Origin of the sequence: Marinobacter qingdaonensis (genome assembly GCF_034555935.1) — a bacterium.
In the GTDB taxonomy this organism is placed as follows: domain Bacteria; phylum Pseudomonadota; class Gammaproteobacteria; order Pseudomonadales; family Oleiphilaceae; genus Marinobacter; species Marinobacter qingdaonensis.
In genome coordinates this window covers 1293090-1316251 of record NZ_JAYDCJ010000003.1, presented here as the reverse complement: position 1 = coordinate 1316251, position 23162 = coordinate 1293090, and the positions used below count along the sequence as shown (strand labels likewise).

Here is a 23162-nt window from a genome sequence, read left to right as displayed (position 1 = left end):
TCTGCTCAACATGGGTGGATGGGCAGGCGCCGGTCAGCTTGCCGGGAGCCGCTTCGAGCCCATCCATGGGCGCTTGAGTGAAGCCATCCATGGCTTCACACACTCCCGGCAAGCTGACCGGCACCTGCCCTCTAACTCTATTCGGGGATTCCCATGGCAGACGACACCCGACTCTTCCACGACTCGACGGACTGGCTGGATCACACTCTCCGCTACCCTTCCTCGGACTTGCCCGAAACAACCATCGCCCTGACCGACGGCACAACGGTGATCCGCCGGGCCGTGGGCGTGTTGGAAATCACGCCTCCCGCCGACCGCACTAACCCAAACGCGGAGAAACTCATCGTCTCGGCCGGCGTCCATGGCAATGAGACCGCGCCCATCGAGGTGCTGAATGGTTTGGTTCAGGAACTGCTGAACGGCGACTGGCAACTGGCCTGCCCACTGCTGCTGATTCTGGGCAACCCGCCGGCAATGGTGGCAGGTGAGCGTTTCCTGGAGGTGAATATGAACCGGCTGTTCCACGGCGCCCACGGCAAACCGGAGCACCAGGGCCTGGCCGAGGCGGAGCGGGCGCGGCAGCTGGAGGGCTTTTGCCAGGATTTTGCTCGCAATCGTGGCGGCGCCCTGTCCCACTACGACCTGCATACCGCCATCCGACCCTCGCAGCGGGAGAAGTTCGCTCTCTACCCCTATGTCGAGGGTCGCGAGGTGCCAAACGGCCAGTGCGCATTCCTGCTGGAAGCGGAGGTGGAAACCTTGCTGCTGCAGCACAGGGCCGGGACCACCTTTTCTTCCTTTTCGTCCACACAGCTGGGTGCCGAGAGTTTCACCGTCGAGCTGGGTAAGGTGCGGCCGTTTGGCCAGAACGATCTGAGCCGGTTTACCGGTATCAAGGATGCCCTACGCCGTCGGTTCAGGGGGCAACCCGCCTCCGGCCGGTCGGACCCGTCACTCGACCGGCTGACCGTCTTCGAGGTGGTGCATGAAATTCTCAACACCGGCCCATCGTTCCAGTTCCACGTGCCGGACGACGTCGCCAATTTCACCGAGTATCCGAGCGGCACGGTGATCTGGGAGGATGAGAAGACGCACTACCGGGTTGGTGCGGTGGCCGAGGCCATCGTATTCCCGAACCGGCAGGTGCCGGTGGGGCAGCGGGTTGGTTTGTTGATCAGGCCCCGGCAGTCAGCCGGGACCTGATCTATCCGGCACTCAGGCCGGGGCGTTTTGCGGTTCGGGCACCGGTGTGCGGATCAGTTGGGTGCACACCGCCGGTATCACCAGCAGGGTCAGGACCGTGGATGCCAGCAGGCCGGAGATGATGGCCCAGGCCATGGGTGGCCACAGGGTTGAGCTGGAAAACGCCAGCGGCAGCAGACCGGCCACGGTGGTGGCGGTGGTGAGCAGGATCGGCCGGGTACGCTGCTCCACAGCCTTGCGCACCGCGTCCCGAATGGATTCCCCCGCTGCCAGCTGACGGTCCATGACGTCCAGCAGCACGATGGCGTTGTTCACCACAATCCCCACCAGCGCGATGACCCCGAGCAACGACTGGAAGCCGAAGGGCGAGCCCGACAGCACCAGTCCGGGGAAGATCCCCACCGTAGCCAGCGGCACGGTCAGCAGGATGATTGCCACCCGGCGGAAGGAATTGAACTGCAGCAACAGGAAGAACAGCAGCAGCAACACGCCAATAGGCGCAGCCGTCAGCAGCGCAGTGTTGGCGTCGCCCGAGCCTTCGGCATCGCCGCCCAGGGCAATGCGGGTGCCTGCCGGCAACGGGTTCTCTTCGATGGCCCGGTATAGGCTGTCGAGGGCGCTGCTGAAGCTGTAACCGGCTTCGAGGTTGGCGGTGACCGTGTTCATACGCACACCGTCACGCAGGTACCACACCGCCGGCTCCCAGCTGGTTTCCACCGTGGCCACTGCCGACAGCGGCACAGCGTCGCCCCGGTCGTTGTAGATGTTGACCGACAGCAGTCGCGACAGCGACAGCGAGGTACCCTCCCGGGACCTCAGCACCAGGGGAATCGGGTCGTCTTCCTTGCGGTAGCGTTCGGCCACCACCCCAAAGCTCTGGCCATACAGGCTCTGGGCGACGTCGGCCCGGGTCAGGCCGTAACGGGCGGCGGTGGCGTCGTCCACGTTGATGGCGATGCTCGGCACGCCGATGTCCAGGTCGTGGCGAACGTCAACCGTGCCTTCGGTACCCCGCAGGATCGCAAATACCCGCTCGACCGCCTCGGCCCGGGTCTCGTCGCTGGCGTGATAGACCCGCACCGCGACCGGTGCTGCTCTGGGCGGCCCCTGACCGAGAATGCCGACGGTCACGTCCAGCTCGGGCATTTCCTCGCGCACATGGGCGCGGACCCAGCGGATCATCTCGGTGGTGTCGGCCAGGGTCGGGGTGCGGATCACCAGTCGGGCCCGGTTCGGGGCCTGGGGCGACCGCTGCAGGTTGTAGTAGAAGCTTGGGCCGGTAAAGCCGACGAACCGGTGCACTTCTAGGGCATCGGACTGGGTCCGGATCATCCGCTCCAGCGCTTCGGCGGCCTCGGCGGTGCGGGCCTGGTCGGTGCCCTCGGGCATGTACAATTCGACGATGACCCGCGGCCGGTCGGCGTTGGGGAAAAACTGCTGGGCCATGAACGGGGTCATCGCGACACTGATGGCCACCAGCGCTGTCCCGGCCACGATCAGCCGGCCCGGATAGCGGGATACCAGCCCGCCCAGGAACTGGGCCAGGCCAATCAAGCGGTCCTTGCCGGCCTGGCGGCGCGGTTTCAGGAACCGGGCCGCCAGCAGCGGCACCGCCGAGATCGCCAGCAGGTAGCTCACCGAGAGGGTAAGCATGATCATCACCGGCACACCCCGGGTGAAATCGGCGGTACCGCCCTTGGACAGCAGCAACGGCGCAAACGCCGCCAGGGTGGTGCCGGTGGACGCGCCCAAGGGCCCGGCCAGCTCACCCACGGCGGTGCGCAAGGCGTCCAGCCGACGGCTGCCGGCGTCCAGGTGATGCTGGATGTTCTCGACGATGACGATGGCGTTGTCGATCAGTATGCCCAGGGAGATCACCATGCCGATCACCGCGATCTGGTGCAGCACCCCGCCACCCAGGTCGTACAGGCCAATACTGATCAGCGCCACCATGGGCAGGATCGAGGCCACCAGCACGCCCATGCGGATGCCCATGCCGGTGAACACCACCGCCACGATGATCAGTACCGACAGCACCAGGCTCCAGGCCAGGTTATCGAGCCGTTCTTCCACCTTATCGGGCTGGAAGAACATCTCCTGGATGTCGTAGGGGGCGAACTTCTCGCGCACGCTGGCAACCCGCTCCCGGATGCGCTGGCCGAACCGGATGGCGTCGGTGGAGCCCTCTTCAATGATGATCGACAACAGGACCACTCGCTCGCCGTCGAACCAGGTTTCCGGCTGACGCGGCTCCACCGGCCCCCGCCAGACTTCGGCGGCCGCCGCCAGGGGCACCTGGGAGCCGTCGGGCAATTCAATCGGCGTGGCCCGGATGGCCTCGATGTCGGCGAATTCGCTGTTGGGCAGCACCGACAGGCGCCGGCCATCCACCACCACGAAGCCACCGGGAATGGTCTGGTTCCGCCGCGCCAGGGTGTCCATCACCCGGGCCGGCGAGATGCCCAGGCGGTACAGGGCGGCGTCATCCAGGGCCAGGGTGATCTGCTCGTCGGCGTCGCCCTCCAGCTCGATGCGGGACACCCCGGCAATATCCGACAGGTTCTGTTTCAGCCGCTCGGCCACATCGCTCAGCTCGGTCACCGAGGCGGCGCCGGACACCGCCAGTACCACCGCTGGAATGTCGATCAGCCGATCATCCAGGGACATCTGCCCGACGTCATCGGGAAAATCCTGTTTGGCCCGCTCCATGGCCAGGCGCACCCGGTCCCAGGCTGAGTCGGTGTCGTAGATGGTGTCGTTCAGTTTCACTCGGGCCAGGGCGACCCCCGTGCGGGCGGTGCCCTGGCTGAAATCCACCTCTTCGACCTGACGCAGCTCGTCGACCAGGGGCCGCAGGACCAGCCGCTCGACGGCATCGGCGCTGGCACCCGGGTAGTTCACGGTGACCATGCCGGCGCGGTAGGGAAAGGACGGATCCTCCTGGCGGGGCATGGTGCTGTAGGCGGCAATACCCAGCAGGCAGAGCATGGTCACCACCATGCCCAACAACCGCTGGCAGTTCAGAAGCCGGCGAGTCATCAGTGCACCTCCACCGCGTCACCGTCAGCCAGACGGGTCATGCCGGCGTAGACCACTTGGTCCCCCGGCTTGAGCTGGTCGGCGCTCACCACCGCCTGCTCTCCGACCACCCGTTGGACCGAGACCGGTACCCGCTGGGCCTGACCGTTGCGAACCCGGAACACTCCGGTGCCTTCGCTGGTGCGCATGACCGACAGCAGCGGCACCGTGGTCGCTGAGGTGTACTCCGGGGTGATGCCTACCTCTACCGGCTCACCGGGTTCCAGGACCTGATCCGACAGACTCACCAGGATTGGGTGCAGCTCACCCCGGACCGCGCCAGCCTGGGCTATTTCCACCACCAATCCGGTCTGCTCGGGCCGGGTGCGGTCCTGGACCGACCACACCGGCAGCTGCTGGGCCAGGACCACGTGGTCCAGCAGGTACGCCGGCACCCGCACTTCCACTTCCCGGCCTTCCGGCGACGACAGCCGCATGACCGGCTGACCGGCGGCGACAAACTCGTCCGGCTCGACCATCAGAGCCTCGACCCGACCCGCAAACGGGGCGCGCAGGCTGCTCTCGTTCAGCAATTGGGTTGCCTCGGCCAGGGCCGCCTCGGCGGTAGCCACACTGGCCCGCAACGAATCACGGCGGGCGGCCAGCTGCTCCAGGCCCTGTTCCGACACCACCCCGCGCTCGTGCAGCCGGCTCGAGCGTTCCCACTCCCGCTTGGCCTGCTCGTACTGGGTGTTCAGTTCGTCCAGTTTGGCCCGGGCCGAGTCCCGTGCCGGCGCCAGGGCCGGGCTGTAGACCCTGGCCAGCAGGTCGCCGGCCTCCACCCGCTGACCCAGTTCGACCGCGCGCTCCTTGAGCGTACCGCTGACTTGGAAGGTCAGGGTCGCCCGTTGGGTCGAACGGACAATGCCGGAAAAACGCAGGGGCATGGCCTGGTTGTCACCGCCACTCACTTCGGCCACGCGCACGGTCACGGCGGCGCCCGGCGCTTCGGCGGCAACGTCGCCGGCCTTGCAGCCGGTCAGCGATGAGATCAGACCTATCAGGGTTACAGCGGCTAAGGAGTGAGCAAGTGGCTTCATGATGGGTCCCTTCGTCCGTGTTTGCGTCAGTGACAGGTCTCCGCTCCATCGAAAACCCGAGAGATTCTTTCCGACATCATGTCACTCTTTGACATTTTGTCAATGATCGGTTTTTATTCTCTCAATGGGTATGATGCTCCTGCAGTTGAAACCAATCGGAAGACGCCATGAATGAGCCGCTGAAAACACGCCGGGAACGGGAAAAACAGGCCCGCTACGACGCCATCCTAGATGCTGCCGAGCTGGTATTCTCGGAGAAGGGGTATGAGCGCACGTCCATGGATGACATAGCCCGCACGGCCAGTCTCAGCCGGGCGCTGTTGTACGTATACTTCAAGGATAAAGCGGCGATTCAGCGGGGGATCATGCTGCGGGCCGGCCAGAGTCTGGCGGCGCATTTCGAGGAGGCCCGAAACAGCGCAGAAACCGGTCTGGGCCAGATTGTTGCCATGGGCGAAGCGTATTACCGCTTTTACCAGGACGAGCCGGACTACTTCTCAGCTCTGACGGCGGCACCCACCGCCCTGGCCGAGGCGGACGCCAGCCAGGTGGAGGACATGATGTGCTCCAAGTCGGACCTGATGAACCTGATGATTGGCGCCATCCGGCTGGGCCTGGAAGACGGCACCATCAACCGGGCCCGCATTGTCGACCCGGAACAGACTGCCAACTACCTGCGCGGCGCCCTGCACGGGGTGATTTCGCTGTGTCAGTCGGAACTGGCGACCGGGGCCGAGCCGGCGGCCGCCGACGCCCTGATTCGCCACGCCATGGAGATGCTGACCTCGTCGATCGCCTCCTAAAGCTGGAAATCGTAGATCGACCCCAGGCCCAGAATGCCGGTGAGCTCGTCCAGTGCCTTGCGTACCTCGTCCAGCAGCATCGGGTCGGCCAGATCCTCCTGGGACAGTCGGTCCCGATAATGGCCCTTGACCCAGGTGGTCAGACGTTCGTACAGATCGTCGGTCAGCAGCACGCCCCGATGCATGGCACTGAGCTCGTCATCGTTCAGCACCACCCGCAGGCGCAGGCATGCCGGACCGCCGCCGTTGCGCATGGACTGCTTGACGTCGAACACCTCCACCGAGGTAATCGGACCGCCGGACTTCACCAGCTCGTCCAGATACCGGCTGACCGAGGCAATCTCACGGCACTCCCCGGGCACCGCCAGCATCATGCCATCGGCCGTGTTCAGCAACTGGCTGTTGAACAGGTAGGACGCCACGGCATCCTCGATCGGCACCTCGGCGCTACTGACCCGCACGGTGTCCAGCTCGGCACCGGTCAGACGGGCCCGCAGGTCCGCCAGCACCTGAGCCTCGTCCAGAAACGCCATGTCGTGATAAAACAAGGTGTTGCCATTGCCGACGGCAATGACGTCGTTATGAAAGACTCCGGCGTCGATGGCGTCCGGGTTCTGCTGGGCGAACACCACGCCCTGGTCCTTGAGACCGTGCAGCCGGGCGATGGCTTGGGACGCCTCCAGGGTCTGGCGCGCCGGAAATTTCCTGGGCGCCGGCGCCTGTTCGTTGAACGCCACCTGGCCATAGACGAACAGCTCCACGCCCGGCTCGCCGTAGCGCCCGCACAACCGGGTGTGGTTGGCCGCGCCTTCATCCCCGAAATGGCTGACCGACGGCAGCGCCGGATGATGGGCAAAGTAGCTGTCGTCCGCAAAGATCGCCTTGAGCGCGCGACCGGTGACCCGATGCTCGATCGAACGGTGGAACTTGGCGCTCAGGTTGGCCGGGGTGAAGTGGACCCGGTGATCGCCGGTGTCGGCGCTCGGTGACACGGTGGCGGCATTGGCCGTCCACATGGTCGACGCCGAGGACACCGCCGCCAGGATGGACGGATTCTCTTTCGCCGCCCGCTCGAGGATCTGCCGGTCGGTGCCGGTGAACCCCAGGGCCCGGAGGGTCGGGATGTGCGGGCGTTCGTGCGGTGGCAAGATGCCCTGGACATAGCCACGGTCTGCCAGCCGTTTCATTTTGGCCAGCCCCTGCAGGGCAGCTTCCCGGGGATTGGACTCGGCGCTGACGTTTGTCTTCGAGGCGACGTTGCCCCAGGACAGGCCCGCGTAGTTGTGGGTGGGCCCGACCAGACCGTCGAAATTCGCTTCTACCGCGTGCTTCACCATGGCTGTCTGTTCCGTTGTCATAGGTCGAAATTGAGCCCTGGGGCCAGGCTGTCCGGCACCTCGCTGTGGCGTGCCTCCAGCGAGGCCATCGGCCAGGCGCAGTAGTCGGCGGCGTAATAGGCGCTGGCCCGGTGATTGCCGCTGGCGCCAACGCCACCGAAGGGCGCGGAACTGCTGGCACCGGTCAGCGGCCGGTTCCAGTTCACGATACCGGCACGCACTTCTTCGACCAGGCGGTCGTAGAGCTTGCGATCGTCGGTCAGGATGCCCGCCGACAGGCCATAGCGGGTGTCATTGGCCAGCTCCAGGGCATCGTCAAAGCTCTTGTAGCGGTGCACGGTCAGCAGCGGGCCGAAGAACTCGTCGTCGCTCAGGTCCACCCCGGTGGCATCGACGATACCCGGCGTCAGCAGACCGGTGCCCGGCTGGATCTGCGTCATTTCCAGCAGCGATGTGGCGCCCTTGGCCAGCATGCTGGCCTGGGCCGCCAGCAGTTTCTCGGCGGCCTCGGCAGAAATCACCGAGCCCATGAACGGCTGCGGGTCGGCATCGAACTCGCCCACCTGGATACGGCCGGCCACCTCGGCCAGGCGCGCCAGGAACTCATCGCCTTTCTTGCCTTTCGGCACCAGCAGCCGGCGCGCGCAGGTACAGCGCTGACCGGCCGACAGGAAGGCCGACTGCAGGGCGTGGTGCACGGCGCCGTCCATGTCGGCCACGTCCTGGACGATGAGCGGATTGTTGCCGCCCATCTCCAGCGCCAGGATCTTCTCGGGCTGGCCACCGAACTGCTCGTGCAGCAGGTGCCCCACCGTGGAAGAGCCGGTGAAGAACAGGCCGTCGATCATCGGGTGTCCGGCCAGGGATTTGCCGGTGGCCGAGGCGCCCTGCACCAGGTTGATCACGCCTTCGGGTATGCCGGCCTTCTCCCAGAGTTTAACGGTCAGCTCGGCCACGCCGGGGGTCAGCTCGCTGGGCTTGAACACCACGGTGTTGCCGGCCAGCAGGGCCGGGACGATGTGGCCGTTGGGCAGATGACCGGGGAAGTTGTAGGGACCAAACACCGCCACCACGCCGTGGGGCCGGTGCCGCAACACCGCCTGGCCGCCAGGCATCTCGGTTTCGGTGTGGCCGGTCCTGTCGTGGTAGGCCTTCACGGAAATGGCAATCTTGCCAATCATGGCGGCGACCTCGGTGCGGGATTCCCACAGCGGCTTGCCGGTTTCCAGCCCGATCTGATGGGCCAGGGCCTCCTTATTGGCTTCCAGCTGGTCCCGGAAGGCTTCGACCACGGCCTGGCGCTCGGCAAAGCTCTTGCGACGCCATTTCACAAACGCGTTCCGGGCCTCCCGGACCGCCGCGTCGACATCCTCCAGGTTGGCGCTGGCGCCGTCCCAGACGGTCTCGCCGGTCACCGGCTGGATCGACTCAAAGAGTTCGCCATGGCCCTGGAGCCATAGGCCGTCAATGAAAAGCTCTCCAGTCAGATTTGCCATATCAGTGTACCTCCCGGTACTGGAATGCGGTTGGTTTCGTATCTTTCAGCGGTGCCAGCCGAACCGGATCGCCGGATTCGATGTTGAGCGCCTCGGCTACTTCCGGGGGCATCTTCACGGTATCCGGGCCGATGCAGTTGGCCGGCAGGGTGGTCACCCGGAAGTCCCGGAACGAGCGATTGGAGACCATGACCCGCTCACTGGCAGGCACGTTCAGGTCGATCGGTTTCCGGGACACCATGGCGTGGCGGTTGACCGAATCCCGCACCGTGCGGATGTTGTGCACGAAGGCCTCGACCACCGGGCCACCGTCGAAGATGTCGACCATGCCATTAAAGTTGAAGCCCTCGGCCTGGAGCATGGTCAGCGCCGGCGCGGTGTTTTCATGCACGCGCCCAATCACGGCACGGGCCGAGTCCGGCAGCATGGGCAGGTAAATCGGGTACTTGGGCATCAGCTCGGCAATGAAAGCCTTGTTACCCAGGCCGGACAGCATGTCGGCCTGGCTGAACTCCATGTCGAAGAACTTGCTGCCCAGGGCATCCCAGAGCGGGCTGCGACCGTCGCGGTCGGAAACCCCGCGCATCTCGGCGAACACCTTTTCCGAGAAGTGCTTGCGGAATTCGTCCAGGTACATGAACCGGCACCGGGACAGCAGCAGTCCGCTGCCGCCGCCCTTGTAGTCGTCCGACAGCAACAGCGAGCAGATCTCGCTGGTGTCGGTCATGTCGTTGGACAAGTGCAGGGTGGGCGTCCGCACGTGCACGCCCAGCCCCTTGGAGGCATTGACGGTCACGCTCAGCCGGTAGTTGTAGAACACCTCATCCAGCCCCACCCGGGCCTGGATGCCGCTGATGCCCACGGTCTTGCCTTTGTCGGTGTCCTCCAGGGCAAACAGATACAGTCCGGCCTCCGGCGCACACCGCTGGTTGAAGGTTTCCCGGGCATGGGTGATCTTGCGCTGCAGCAGCTTGCGATCCGCCGGCAGGGTGGTCAGGCCTTTGCCGGCGTTTTGCGCCATGGCGTAGAGGTCGTCTAGGTCGTTTTCCTGCAAGGGGCGAATTACCAGCATGTCTGACCCTCCGGACCGGTAACAATTGTCGGGGTTTGGGGCATCACAGGGGCGCGATCCTTACGTCATCACCGGCGCTCTTGTTCAGCACCGTCCAGGTTTTTACCGACACCTTCACTTCGTCGTCGATGCTCTCTTCGGCCCGGGTCAGGGTGCAACGGAAGTCGGTGCCCTCTCCGGCGGCGATCAGGCACAGCTCGCCGGCCTCGTCGTGGCGTCCGTGCAGCACTTTCCGGTGACTGGTCACCAGGGTGCGTATCGCGTCGGTTCGCGCTTCCAGCACCGGACCGGCGTCGAAGATGTCCAGATAACAGCCGGCATGAAAGCCCTCCCGCTGCAGCAACTCGAGATTCGGCACGGTCAGCGCGTGGGGCTGGCCCAGCGCCGCCTGGGCCGGGTCGGTCAGCAGGGTGACGTAAATGGGGTTGGGAGGCATCAGCTCGGCGATGAAGGTTTTGCTGTGCAAGGACGAATACTGGTCGGCGGTCTCAAAGTCCATGTTGAAGAAATGCCGGGCCAGACTGTCCCAGAAGGGCACACTGCCGTCCTCCGACTGCACACCCTGGATCTCGACCACCAGATGCGAGGCGAACCGGTCACGATGGTCGGCGATGAACAGCATCCGCGCCCGGGAGAGCAGCTCAAAGGCGTCGGTGCCGCGCAGTTGCGGGCGAATGGAAAAGGAACACAACAGGGTCTGGTCGGTCAGCGAGTGCGAGGGATAGAGCACCTCCACCCGACGGGACACACCCAGCTCGTGGGAGGCATGAATCAGGGCATCGCGACGGTAATTATAGAAGGGCTGACCGTTGCCGGCCCGGGCATCGATGCCAGCGGTGCCATCCACCGAGCCGGTCTCCGTGTTCTCCAGCACGAACAGGAAGCGCGGGGCCTGGCTGGCCGGCACCTTGCCCGCGAACGACGCCAGCGAATGCTCAATCTTCTGGGCCAGGGCTTCCGTCTGTTTGGGCAGGGTGGAGGAAAGGCGGGCACTCTGGGTGCCCGCTATCTCTAGAATCTGTTCAAGGTCATCCGGTTGCGCCGGACGTACAAGCCACATACCGACTCCTTACGCCGTCAGCTTTTTCACCGCCGCCTCAAAACGCTCCAGTGCGTCCTCGATGTCGGACTCCGGAATAATCAGCGAAGGCGCCAGGCGCACCACGTTGGCGCCGGCCACCAGCACCATCACACCTTCGTCCAGACCGGCATTGAGGAAATCCTTGGCCTTGCCCTGCCACTGCTCGGTGAGCACGCAACCGAGCAGCAGGCCGGCGCCCCGAACCTCACTGAACACGCCGTAGCGCTCGCCGATGTCCATCATGCCCTTGCGCAGACGATCGGAGCGGGCCTTTACGCCCTTGAGGATCTCCGGCTGGCTGATGGTGTCGATCACCTTCTGGGCCACGGCGCAGGCCAGGGCATTACCACCGTAGGTGCTGCCGTGGGTGCCGACCCCGAGACTGGCTGCCACCTTGGCCGTGGTCAGCATGGCCGCGACCGGGAAGCCACCGCCCAGGCCCTTGGCCGTGGACAGGATATCCGGCACCACATCGTACATCTGGTAGGCGTACAGATGGCCGGTACGCCCTACCCCGGACTGCACCTCGTCGAATACCAACAGCGCATCGTTTTCGTCACACAGCTGGCGCAGTCCTTTCAGGAAGTCCGGATCGCCCGGCATTACGCCCCCCTCGCCCTGGATCGGCTCGACCACCACGGCGCAGGTCTTGTCCTTGGAGATCAGCTTCCTGACCGACTCCAGGTCGTTGAAATCGGCGTGATGAATGCCACCCGGCGCCGGCTCGAAGCCCTCCAGGTACTTGGGCTGTCCGCCGACGCTGACGGTAAACAGGGTGCGGCCGTGGAAGGCGTTCTTGAAGGCAATGATTTCGTTCTTCTCCGGCCCGTAGTGTTCCCAAGCGTAGCGACGGGCCAGCTTGAACGCCGCCTCATTGGCCTCGCCGCCGGAATTGGCGAAGAACACCCGCTCGGCGAAGGTCAGGTCACACAGGGTCTTGGCCAGACGCAACGCCGGCTCGTTGGTCATCACGTTGGACAGGTGCCAGAGTTTTTCAGCCTGGTCCTGCAGTGCCCCGAGCAGGCCGGGGTGGGAATGCCCCAGACAGGTCACCGCAATGCCACCCTGGAGGTCGACGAACTCACGGCCATCCTGATCCCAGATTCGGGACCCCTTGCCTTTCACCGGAATGATGGTTCCGGGCGCATAATTGGGGACCATGACTTCATCAAATAGCTCACGAGTGACGGGTTCTTTGTTCATAAATCTCTCTCGGGAAACACGGCTTGATGCACAACGATAGTAAACCTGCCTGACCGGGCAAGTAAGTAGGTGTGCGGACTCTGTTTCCATGATACGCCACTCAGGGCATTAGCACATCCGGTTCGCCCACGGCGGGCAGCTCGATGATTTCCCGGTGGTTGCGATCCCGGCCCAGCAGGGTTTTGATCAACAGCTTGTAGGAATCCAGGTCGAAGGTGACCGCCTGCCCGCGCAGGGAGAGATCCTGCAGTTCGTCTTCGTCGTGCACCGTGGCCACGTGCATCCAGTTGTAGACCACCAGGATGTCGGTCCGGCCAGCGAACCGGTCCCTCTCGATCACCCCCACCGGCCCCTTCCAGGGCCAGGTCTGCAAACGCAGGCTGTGGAAGGCGATCTGGGTGCGCAGGTTGTAGCGGACCACATCCTCCTCACCCTCGCAGGCGCCTTTGCACCGCCCCAGGGTGCGCTGGAAGCAGGGGCCGTCCTGATCGGGTTCCAGGCCCAGCAGACGATTGCACAGGTCATTCTTGGCCGCGATGCCGCTCAACGCCCGCTCGGCGTCCCGCTTGCTGCGAAACAGACCGAAGTAATCACCCAGCCGATGCGGCTCGATTTCCCGAACCAGCCGGGCCTGCAGAAAGCCCTCCGCTTTCTCGGTGAGCTCAATGCTGACCAGGTTCTTGGCCGCCCGGGAGCGCCGATTGAACAGCGGCTTGAGGGTCTTGATCTGTTTCAGCTCCAGCAGCAGCGCCCCCAGCTCGCCGGCGGTGTTGGTCCACTCCACCCGTCGCAGGCTCTCGGACATGCGCACGCCCCGGCTGGAGGCGTGGTCCCCGGAGAAGTGCGAGGCCACTCGCTGGGCAATGTTGGTGCTCTTGCCGACGTACAGCAGCACGTCGTTTTCCCCGTAGAAGCGGTAGACCCCGGGACCTGAGGGCAGCTCCTGCAGGGTATCCGGCGGCAGGTGCGAGGGAATGCTGGGCCGTTGCAGCAGCGCCTTGATGGCCCGCTCCAGGGCCTGATCGCCCTTGTCGGCACGGGCGTGCAGGAAAAACGACAGCATCGCCTCGACGTCGCCCATGGCCCGATGCCGTTGCACCCGGGCCAGGCCATGACGCTGAATCAGGGCATCCATGTTGTGGCGCCGAAACTCCGGGTACAGGCGCCGCGACAGCTTGACCGTGCACAGCACCCGGGCGGTGAAAGTGACACCGAGCCGGCGGAACTCCGATTTAATGAAGCCGTAGTCAAACCGGGCGTTGTGGGCCACGAACACCGTGTCCTGAAGCTTCGACGCCAGCTCATCGGCCACCTCGGCAAACAACGGAGCGTCCGCGACCATGCCATTGGTGATGCCGGTAAACTGTTCAATAAACTGGGAAATCCGGGCTTCCGGATTGAGCAGGGTCTGCCACTCATCCACCACCCGCCCGGCCCGCCAGAACCGGATGCCGATTTCGGTGATTCGATCCCGGGCCGAATTTCCGCCGGTGGTCTCGATATCAAGGAAGGCAAACGTCGTCGTTTGCAGATGTGTACTTTCGGAGGTCATAGGACGATTGTACGCCTTTTGTGCAACCGCAGATGTCTGTATAGCAACGAAATACCGCCCTAGACATTCGTCTAAATAATCGCCGTTTTTATTTGAATTGTCACAAATTGGTAACTACCTTGGATGTGGGTCCAACAACAATAAACGTGTGGAGACAACAACGATGCAAAGCAACAAATTGAGAACAGCTATTCGTGCAACGGCAGCAGCGGCAGTCCTTGGTGTCGCGGGCCAGGCCGGTGCCGTCAGCTTCACCGCTGGCGATTACGATATGGCTGTTTACGGCTACGCGCGTTTCAACGCTAGCTACGACATCGACAGCAACCAGGCGCTCAGCACGCGTTCGGGTTCCTACGCCGGCCTCGCCGGTAACGACGACGCCGCTGAAGGTCACTTCGGCGCAGATGCCTTCCAGAGCCGTATCGGCGTAAAAGCCACCAGCCCTGAAGGCGTAATGGTTAACGTGGAAGGCGACTTCCGCGGCGGCGGTGGCGGCAGCCTCCGTCTGCGTCACGCCTACGGTTCCTACATGGGCGTCCTGGCCGGTCAGACCTGGTCCAACTTCACCAGCTTCGTCGGCAACACCTCAACTCTGGATTTCGACTCCCTGCCAGGCGTTGCAGGCTTCCAGTCACGTACCCCACAGGTTCGTTACACCACTGGTCCCCTGTCCCTGTCTCTGGAAGATCCGCGCTCCAGCTTTGTAACCGACGCGGCGAATGCAGCTCAGAAGCAGGGCATGCCAGCGCTCACCGCTCGCCTTGAGGATTCTGCCGGCGGCGTTTCTTACTCCGCAGCGGTCCTGGCTCACCAGGTGGGCTACGACACTGGCACCGCGGACGAGACCTCCTTCGGCTTCGCCACCTTCGTGGCCGGTAAACTGGCACTGTCCGACATGATCACCGTGCAAGGTAGTCTGTCGTACACCGACGGCGCTAACAGCTACCTGTATCGCTCCGGTGACAACTTCGGTGCGGCCAGCGCCTACGTTGACGGCGCCGGCGATGTTGAAACCATCTCCGGCTACGGCGGCACCATCGGTACCGGCATCAGCCTGGGCGGCGGTCGCAGCGTCAACATCGGCTACGGCATGGTCGAAGTTGACTGGGACGACGCTGAAGCTGACGGCGTAGCGGTTGCCGACGAGAGCGAAACCAACTCCGCAATCATGGCCAACTACCAGTGGACACCGGTTAAGAACGTCATGATGGGTGTTGAATACGCGCGCCTGAGCCGTGAAAACGTTGACGGCACCGACGGCGATGCCAACCGCATCCTGTTCGCGGCGCAGTACAACTTCTAAGAACCTTTAGAGGTTTAGAAGTTAACTCAGGGAAAGCCCCGGCACTGGCCGGGGCTTTTTCTATTCCGGACCACCACTTTCCAAATCGGTGCACCCGGCACCGGTTTGTCGCACACTCCCTCCAGGACAACGCCAGCCTTACCCAACCCCTCCAATCAATTCAACCCCTTAGCAGCACCAGACTTGTTGGCACAGCTGATGCAGAGCCTCTATTGCACACGACCGACGGAGGCTCTTCGCCCTGCTCCGCCATGTAAATCAGGAAGCATGTAAACCAGAAAAAGAGGTGACACCATGAGAAAAGCCAAGGACCAGAACCTGCTGTTCGAACTGACCCACCCCTACGAAGCCGCCACCATGCAGGATCTGCACGACTACTTCGATTGGATGTTTTTCGCCAACTGACAATCGCCAGGCACAAAAAAAGCCGGGAGGGTGAGAGCCCTCCCGGCTTTTTTACGGGTATCGAGCGCTGCGCCGAATTACAGCAGCAGCGACCGAATGTCCCCCAGCAGCTGGCTCAGCATGGTGGTGAACCTCGCTGCGTCGGCACCGTTCACAGCCCGGTGGTCATAGGACAGTGACAGCGGCAGCATCAGCCGCGGCTGGAAGGCCTTGCCATCCCAGACCGGCTTCATGGCCGCCTTGGACACACCCAGGATCGCCACCTCAGGGGTGTTCACGATCGGCGTGAACGCGGTACCACCGATGCCACCCAGGCTGGTGATGGTAAAGCAGGCACCCTGCATTTCCGCCGGCTTGAGCTGCTTGTCCCGCGCCTTCTGGGCCAGTTCGGCGCTCTCGGCCGCGAGCTCCCACAAGCCCTTCTGGTCGACGTTGCGGATCACCGGCACCATCAGACCGTGCGGGGTATCCACCGCGATTCCGATGTGGATGTACTTCTTGCGGACGACCTCTTTCTTCTCCATGTCCAGGGACACGTTGAACTGGGGCAGCTCCGCCAGCGCCGTGGCACAGGCTTTCAACAGGAACGGCAGCGGCGTCATCTTCACGCCCTTCTTCTCGCCGGCCGCCTTCTGGGCCTTGCGGAAGTCTTCCATGTCGGTAATGTCCGCATCTTCGAACTGGGTGACGTGAGGCACGTTCAGCCAGCTGCGCTGCATGTTGGTAGCGGTGGCCGCCATCATGCGGGACATGGATTCACGCTCGATGTCACCAAACTGGCTGAAGTCCGGCAGTTTGACGCCCGGAATACCGGAACCGGTACCCACGGAGCCACCCTGCTGTGCCTGCTGCAGCTGGCTCTTCACGTACGCCTGGACGTCGTCTTTGACGATCCGGTTCTTGGGACCGGAGCCCTTGATGCGGGTCAGATCCGCACCCAGCTCCCGGGCCAGCTTCCGCACTGCGGGACCCGCATGCACCTTGGTGCCCGGCGCGGGCGGCTCGTAGGTGGCACCCTGAGGCTCAGGAGCGGACTCCTTCTGCTTGGGCTTGTCCTGCTTCGGCTCCGGCTTGCTGTCAGCCTTCTCCGGTTCGGCCTCGGCAGCGCCATCGTCGGCCTCACCGCCGTCGCCCTCGACGGTCATCTCGAGCAGGTCATCCCCCTCGGACAGCTTGTCGCCCTCGGAGACCAGAATCTTGCCCACCTTGCCCGCGTACGGAGCCGGGATTTCCATGGTGGCCTTGTCGGATTCCACCGTGACCAGGGCGTCGTCGGCCTCGATGCTGTCGCCCTCGGCGACGTTGATCTCGATCACCGGCACGTTATCAAAGCCATCCAGGGCCGGGACCTTGACGGTTTCCTTGCGGGCACCGCCGGATTTCTTCGGCACCGGCTTGCTCTCTTCGGCCTTTTCCTCGGTCTTGGCTTCCGGCTCCGCCTCAGACTTGTCCTCAGCCGGCTCGTCCGCATCGCCACCACCGGCACCGTCGGTGTCCATGGTGCCGACAACGTCGCCTTCCTTGACCTTGTCACCCACCTTGACGGTGATGTTGGTGATCTTGCCGGCCGCCGGGGCCGGCAGCTCGACCGACGCCTTGTCGGACTCCACCGTCAGGATCGGATCCTCTTCTTCGACCGAATCCCCCTTGCTGACGATGATTTCGATAACCTCGACCTCATCCGCACCGCCGAGATCGGGAACCTTGATTTCCTGTTCACTCATGTCGATCTCCTTAGGCCAGCACCGGGTTCGTTTTGTTGCGATCGATTCCGTACTTCCGCATGGCTTCGAGAACCACATCCTTCTTCACTTCACCGTCCTGGGCCAGCGCTGCCAGCGCCGCCACGGCCACGTGATAACGATCCACCTCGAAGTGACTGCGCAGCTTCTCACGGGTGTCGCTGCGACCGTAACCGTCGGTACCCAGGGTCACGAAGGTCTTCGGGATGAAGGCGCGCACCTGCTCGGAGAACAGCTTCATGTAGTCGGTGGACGACACCACCGGCCCCTGCTGCTTCTCCAGGCACTCGGTGATGTAGGCCTTCTTGGGCGAGTCATCCGGGTGCAGGCGGTTCCAGCGCTCGACGTGCAGGCCGTCACGGGCCAGCTCGTTGAAGCTGGTCACACTCCAGACGTCACTGGCCACCTCGAAGTCTTCCTTCAGCATTTCGGCGGCGGCACGGACCTCGTTCAGGATGGCGCCAGCGCCCATCAGCTGGACCCGAGGCGTCTTCTTGCGGCCCTTGGTCTCGACGGAATCCAGCAGGTACATGCCCTTGATGATGCCGTCTTCGACCTTCTTGCCTTTCGGCATGGCCGGCTGCTCGTAGTTTTCGTTCTCGATGGTCAGGTAGTAGTAGACGTTCTGGTTGTCCTCGAACATCTCCTTGATACCGTGCTGAACGATCACCGCCATTTCGTAACCGTAGGCCGGGTCGTAGGACTTACAGCTCGGGATGGTCTGTGCCAGCAAGTGGCTGTGACCGTCCTGGTGCTGCAGACCCTCACCGTTCAGGGTAGTGCGACCGGCGGTACCACCGACCAGGAAGCCCCGTGCCTGGATGTCACCAGCGGCCCAGGCCAGATCGCCCACGCGTTGGAAGCCAAACATGGAGTAGAAGATGTAGAAGGGCACCAGCGGGAAGTTGTTGGTGCTGTACGAGGTTGCCGCCGCGATCCAGGCCGCCATGGAGCCATCTTCGTTGATGCCTTCCTCAAGGATCTGACCTTTCTTGTCTTCCTTGTAGTACATGATCTGTTCACGGTCTTCCGGCACGTACTTCTGGCCTTCGGACGTGTAGATGCCCAACTGGCGGAACATGCCTTCCATGCCGAAGGTCCGGGCTTCGTCCGGCACAATCGGTACCACCCGTTTGCCAATGCGCTTGTCCTTGGTCAGCGCGGTCAGCAGGCGCACGAACGCCATGGTGGTGGAAATCTCGCGACCATTGGAGCCTTCCAGCAGTGCCTTGAAGGTATCCAGCGGCGGCGTTTCCAGCCGCTGGCAGTCTTTCCGACGCTTCGGATAGAAGCCGCCCAGTTCCTGGCGACGCTTCTTCATGTACACCATCTCCGGGCTGTCTGGCGCCGGACGGTAATAGGGAACCTCTTTCAGCTCGTCGTCCTTCAGCGGCACACCGAACCGGTCCCGGAACGCCTTTAGCTGCTCCAGGTCCAGCTTCTTCAGGGAGTGGGCCGTGTTCTGGGCTTCGCCCGCGGTGCCGAAACCATAGCCCTTGATGGTGTGGGCCAGGATCACGGTCGGACGGTTGCCGTGGTCGTGCACCGCCTTGTGGTAGGCCGCGTAGATCTTGTACGGGTCGTGGCCACCGCGGTTGAGCTTGCCGATGTCTTCGTCGGACAGGTTCTCCACCAGCTTGGACAGCTCCGGATACTTGCCGAAGAAGTTCTTGCGGGTGTAGGCCGGACCGTTGCTCTTGAAGTTCTGCAGATCGCCATCTACAGCCTCGTCCATGACGCGCTGCATCAGGCCGTCCTTGTCCTTTTCGAACAGCGGATCCCACATACGACCCCAAACCACTTTGAGCACGTTCCAGCCAGCGCCACGGAAGATACCTTCCAGTTCCTGGATGATCTTGCCGTTGCCCCGCACCGGCCCGTCCAGGCGCTGCAGGTTACAGTTCACCACGAAGATCAGGTTGCTCAGGTTCTCACGGCCGGCCATAGAGATGGAGCCCAGGGTTTCCGGCTCGTCACACTCACCGTCACCGACGAAGCACCAGACCTTGCGGTCGCCCATGTCGATCAGCTCACGGCTGTGCAGGTACTTCATGACGTGGGCCTGGTAGATGGCCTGAATCGGCCCCAAACCCATGGATACGGTCGGGAACTGCCAGTAATCCGGCATCAGCCAGGGGTGCGGGTAGGACGACAGGCCATTGCCGTCGACTTCTTCCCGGTACTTGTCCAGGTGCGATTCGTCGAATCGGCCTTCCAGGTAGGAACGGGCGTAGATGCCCGGCGAGGAGTGACCCTGGAAGTACACCAGGTCGGATTCGCGCTTCTCGTCGCCACCGTGGAAGAAGTAGTTGAAGCCCACGTCGTACAGCGTGGCCGCCGAAGAGAAGGAGGAAACGTGACCGCCCAAATCGCCAGGACGCTGATTCGCCCGAAGCACCATCGCCATGGCGTTCCAGCGAATCAGTGAGCGAATGCGACGCTCCATGAACAGGTCACCCGGCATGCGTGCTTCTTGCGTGGCCGGAATGGTGTTACGGAACGGCGTGGTAATGGAGTAAGGCAGCTCGGTGCCTTCCCGGCTAGCCCGCTCGGACAGCCGCTCCAGAATATACTTGGCTCGGTCAACGCCCTCCTGCTCGATCAGAGATTCGAGCGCGTCCAGCCATTCACTGGTTTCAATGGGATCATCGTCCTGGTACATCAAACCCTCCCCTAGGCATCAAAAAAATGCGGTGTCGGCCACGATCAGCGGCCTGACAAATGCAGTGTCGGTGTGCTGCGATGGATTGCAGATATTGTTATGGGTGTATCAGTGTGCCAGTGGCGCTGCTGGACAGCGCCCAGAACCTCACTCAAGCATAGAACAGCTTCGCCACTTTTCCTGCCTGATCACCCTGTTAGATAGCGGCTTTTGGCCCTGAACCATCGATTTTACCGAATTGGCGTTGCCGCCGCGCGAAAAATGTAGTTCTTTTACTACAATATCGTTCGCAAGCTCAATCAAAAGCCCAGTAATAATCCCGTTTAACAGAATTACCTGCGATTAATTACGGAAGAATGACCGTTTTTGGACCAACAGACAACCTTCCTCAGACCAAGGTCGTAGTATTCTTACCGTTTGAAAATTAGTTCATACGCTAAAAATTTATGAACTAAGACTTTTACGTCTTTTATCGGCATTTGGTCGAATTTAGCCGCATTTATCCGACAAGCTGCCGGCTAAGCCTCTCGTATCCTTCGAATTTTTCATTAGACCTGAAAATAACTTCGAACTTATGTATACTCGCCTGCCCGTTTTTTAACCAACGGAGCGGCGGTGATCCCACGCTCCCGTTTTCGCTTTTGGCACCCAACACAGAGGGCGATCTATGAACTCCATCGTCACCTTTCCTAACCGGATTCCCACCACGGAATTCGAGGAACGGCGCTTCAAGGTCTACACAGACCGCCAGCTCGACAAGATCGAGGTCATCCAGAACCTTCCGGAAGAAACCCTGTTTGAAATGAAAGTGGTGGCCAGCGTGCTGCCATTCCGGGTCAACGAGTACGTGATCAACGAATTGATCAACTGGGACAAGGTGCCCAACGACCCGATCTACCAGCTAGTCTTTCCCCAGAAGGGCATGCTGAAGGACGAGCATTACGAGCGCATGGCACAGCTGCACCGCGATGGCGCCGACAAGAAAGAGATTCAGGCGGTCGCCAAGGAGATCCGGGACGAACTGAACCCGCACCCGGCCGGGCAGATGGAAATGAACATGCCCGAACTGGACGGCGAGGTGCTCGACGGTGTCCAGCACAAGTACCGCGAAACCGTGCTGTTCTTCCCGGCCCAGGGCCAGACCTGCCACTCTTACTGCACCTTCTGCTTCCGCTGGGCGCAGTTCGTGGGCGACAAAGACCTGAAGATGGCCAGCACCGAAGCGGAAAAGCTGCACGGCTACCTGCAAGAGCACACCGAGGTAACGGACCTGCTGGTCACCGGCGGCGATCCCATGGTGATGAAGACCAAGAACCTGGTGCAGTACCTGGAACCGCTGCTTGAGCCGGAGTTTGACCACATCCAGACCATCCGGATCGGCACCAAGGCCCTGACCTTCTGGCCGTACCGGTTCGTGACCGACAAGGATGCGGACGAGCTGATCGATCTGTTCGCGCGCCTGGTCGACGCCGGCAAACACGTGGCCATCATGGCGCACTATAACCACTGGCAGGAGATCACCACCGAGATTGCCGAGGAAGCCATTCGTCGCATCCGCGCAACCGGTGCCGAAATCCGTGCCCAGGGCCCGCTGATCAAGCACGTCAACGACGACGCCGAAGCCTGGGCCAAGCTGTGGAAGAAGGAAGTACAGCTGGGCATCATCCCCTACTACATGTTTGTGGAGCGGGACACCGGTGCCAAGAACTACTTCGAGATCCCGCTGGCCGAGGCCTACGAGATCTACCGCGAAGCCATCAAGAAGGTCAGCGGCCTGGCCCGCACCGCGCGCGGCCCCTCCATGAGCGCCGGCCCGGGTAAGGTGGAAATCCAGGGCATCACCGAGATCAACGGTGAGAAAGTGTTCGTCCTGCGCTTCCTGCAGGGCCGCAACCCGGACTGGGTTCAGCGTCCGTTCTTTGCCAAGTACAGCGACACGGCCACCTGGCTGCACGAGCTGGAACCGGCACTGGGAGAGGACAAATTCTTCTTCGAAGACGAGTATGAGCAGATGAAGAAGGGCAACGGCTGAATCTGCTCCTGTTCCGGGCGCTGCTAACCCGGCGCCCGGGCATATTCCCGGGGCGACCGCCCGGTCCAGCGCCGGAACGCCCGACTGAAATTGGTGACATCGGAATATCCCAGCAGGTCCGACACCTGGCCAATACTCTTCTGCCCCAATGCAAGCAGCCGCCGGGCATGCTGCTGACGTATGGACTCCACGAGTTCGCGGAACACTGCGCCTTCGGCGCGCAATCGACGTTGCAGGGTACGGGGTGTGACATGCAGCTTTGCAGCCACTTCCTCGATTGAAGCAAACCCCATCTCTTCGTCGAACACTAGATCCCGCACCTGCTGTGCCAGCGAGCGCCCACCACCAAGACGCCCTAATTCCTCCTTGCACTGCTCTCGGGCCACCCGCGCAGCCACCGGATCAGACATAACCAGCCGGGAGTCCAGAATCGATCGGTCAAAGATGAAGCCGTTGAAGCCGCCATTAAAAGTCAGCGGGCCGGCCATCAGGTGATCAAAGCGGCTCATGTATGAGGGCTTGGCAAAGCGGACAACCCCCCTGCCGCGGAGCTTGGAGCCGGTAAGTGCCTCAGCCATTGCGGCGAAGCCGGTGAGCAAGAACATGGCGCCCACTTCCCCCAACTGGTACCGCCCATCACGTTCGACAAGGGCCAGGCGCACCTCATCGCCCTGAGAATCCAGGCACAGCTCCAGGTCTGAGGAGGGCATCTTGAAATAGGCAATGGCGATATCCAGCGCCTCGCCCAGGGTCCTTGCCACCATCGCTGCCTGACCGATAACACCGTGACAGGATACCTTCATCTGCAGCCCCATCAGAAAGCCAATGCCCGGCTCGCCGGTCAGAGAGATGGCTTGCTCAATCAACCGGGCAAAGCAGTCTCTCGGCAGGCGGAACCCGCTGCGCAGGAGATCCTCGAGAACCAGCCCTTCGTGCCCCAACAGCTCGGCCATCGGAACGTTCCACCGCTCTGTCACATCGAGCAGTAGCAGGACATAGGTGCCGGGAACCGTGGGTTGGCTCGAAACAATAGAAACGGCCACCTGGTTGGTTGTCGTCAAATGATCGTTCTTTGTCATCGATTCATAGCCGGTACTGACCTGGAGAGAATCACACTAGCAGCTGATACAACCGGGTGTATGCGCCCGGTTGA

The 23162-nt window shown here is 62.6% G+C and carries 15 protein-coding genes; 4 read left to right on the top strand and 11 right to left on the bottom strand.

Going from position 1 to position 23162, the window contains the following annotated elements:
- The first annotated feature begins 153 nt into the window (after nucleotides 1-153).
- Complete coding sequence (gene astE, locus U5822_RS09135) at nucleotides 154-1203, top strand: succinylglutamate desuccinylase (protein ID WP_322855317.1); 1050 nt, start codon at nucleotides 154-156, stop codon at nucleotides 1201-1203.
- A 12-nt stretch (nucleotides 1204-1215) separates the two neighbouring features.
- On the opposite strand, the gene U5822_RS09130 is transcribed toward astE, so the two are convergent.
- Together U5822_RS09130 and U5822_RS09125 are read right to left on the bottom strand one after the other, a co-directional pair.
- Nucleotides 1216-4242: an efflux RND transporter permease subunit gene (locus tag U5822_RS09130; protein WP_322855316.1), complete on the bottom strand. Its 3027-nt coding sequence runs from the start codon at nucleotides 4240-4242 to the stop codon at nucleotides 1216-1218.
- Nucleotides 4242-5321, bottom strand: a complete 1080-nt coding sequence (locus U5822_RS09125; RefSeq protein WP_322855315.1) for an efflux RND transporter periplasmic adaptor subunit — start codon at nucleotides 5319-5321, stop codon at nucleotides 4242-4244. Before U5822_RS09125 ends, U5822_RS09130 begins: the two co-directional genes overlap by 1 nt.
- A 167-nt stretch (nucleotides 5322-5488) precedes the next feature.
- On the opposite strand from U5822_RS09125, the gene U5822_RS09120 reads away from it, so the two are divergent.
- Nucleotides 5489-6124: a TetR/AcrR family transcriptional regulator gene (locus tag U5822_RS09120; RefSeq protein WP_322855314.1), complete on the top strand. Its 636-nt coding sequence runs from the start codon at nucleotides 5489-5491 to the stop codon at nucleotides 6122-6124.
- On the opposite strand, the gene astB is transcribed toward U5822_RS09120, so the two are convergent.
- The 6 genes from astB to U5822_RS09090 all read right to left on the bottom strand — a co-directional run bounded on the left by astB (nucleotide 6121) and on the right by U5822_RS09090 (nucleotide 13865).
- Nucleotides 6121-7461 (bottom strand): N-succinylarginine dihydrolase, encoded by a 1341-nt coding sequence (gene astB / locus U5822_RS09115; protein ID WP_322855313.1) that lies wholly within the window; start codon nucleotides 7459-7461, stop codon nucleotides 6121-6123. The two genes, U5822_RS09120 and astB, sit on opposite strands and share 4 nt — an antisense overlap.
- Before the next feature lie 17 nt (nucleotides 7462-7478).
- The gene (gene astD, locus U5822_RS09110) at nucleotides 7479-8957 is read right to left on the bottom strand and encodes a succinylglutamate-semialdehyde dehydrogenase (protein ID WP_322855312.1); all 1479 of its coding nucleotides are present in this window, start codon (nucleotides 8955-8957) and stop codon (nucleotides 7479-7481) included.
- Between the two features lies 1 nt (nucleotide 8958).
- Nucleotides 8959-10029 (bottom strand): arginine N-succinyltransferase, encoded by a 1071-nt coding sequence (gene astA / locus U5822_RS09105; protein ID WP_322855311.1) that lies wholly within the window; start codon nucleotides 10027-10029, stop codon nucleotides 8959-8961.
- Between the two features lie 43 nt (nucleotides 10030-10072).
- The gene (locus U5822_RS09100; RefSeq protein WP_322855310.1) at nucleotides 10073-11089 is read right to left on the bottom strand and encodes an arginine N-succinyltransferase; all 1017 of its coding nucleotides are present in this window, start codon (nucleotides 11087-11089) and stop codon (nucleotides 10073-10075) included.
- Nucleotides 11090-11098: 9 nt separating this feature from the next.
- Nucleotides 11099-12313, bottom strand: a complete 1215-nt coding sequence (locus U5822_RS09095; protein WP_322855309.1) for an aspartate aminotransferase family protein — start codon at nucleotides 12311-12313, stop codon at nucleotides 11099-11101.
- 100 nt (nucleotides 12314-12413) lie between these two features.
- Entirely contained in the window at nucleotides 12414-13865 is a 1452-nt protein-coding gene (locus tag U5822_RS09090; RefSeq protein ID WP_322855308.1) for an exonuclease domain-containing protein, read from the bottom strand.
- A gap of 163 nt (nucleotides 13866-14028) precedes the next feature.
- Between U5822_RS09090 and U5822_RS09085 the strand changes: the two genes are divergently transcribed.
- A complete protein-coding gene (locus U5822_RS09085) occupies nucleotides 14029-15168 on the top strand; it encodes a DcaP family trimeric outer membrane transporter (RefSeq protein ID WP_322855307.1) in 1140 nt (379 codons plus the stop codon).
- 482 nt (nucleotides 15169-15650) lie between these two features.
- Here U5822_RS09085 and aceF read toward each other — a convergent pair whose 3' ends face one another.
- Nucleotides 15651-17297: a dihydrolipoyllysine-residue acetyltransferase gene (gene aceF, locus U5822_RS09080; protein ID WP_322855306.1), complete on the bottom strand. Its 1647-nt coding sequence runs from the start codon at nucleotides 17295-17297 to the stop codon at nucleotides 15651-15653.
- Nucleotides 17298-17307: 10 nt separating this feature from the next.
- Complete coding sequence (gene aceE, locus U5822_RS09075; protein ID WP_322855305.1) at nucleotides 17308-19977, bottom strand: pyruvate dehydrogenase (acetyl-transferring), homodimeric type; 2670 nt, start codon at nucleotides 19975-19977, stop codon at nucleotides 17308-17310.
- Between the two features lie 667 nt (nucleotides 19978-20644).
- On the opposite strand from aceE, the gene U5822_RS09070 reads away from it, so the two are divergent.
- Entirely contained in the window at nucleotides 20645-22009 is a 1365-nt protein-coding gene (locus tag U5822_RS09070; protein ID WP_322855304.1) for a KamA family radical SAM protein, read from the top strand.
- Nucleotides 22010-22032: 23 nt separating this feature from the next.
- On the opposite strand, the gene U5822_RS09065 is transcribed toward U5822_RS09070, so the two are convergent.
- The gene (locus U5822_RS09065; protein WP_322855303.1) at nucleotides 22033-23088 is read right to left on the bottom strand and encodes an AraC family transcriptional regulator; all 1056 of its coding nucleotides are present in this window, start codon (nucleotides 23086-23088) and stop codon (nucleotides 22033-22035) included.
- Nucleotides 23089-23162 lie beyond the last annotated feature (74 nt).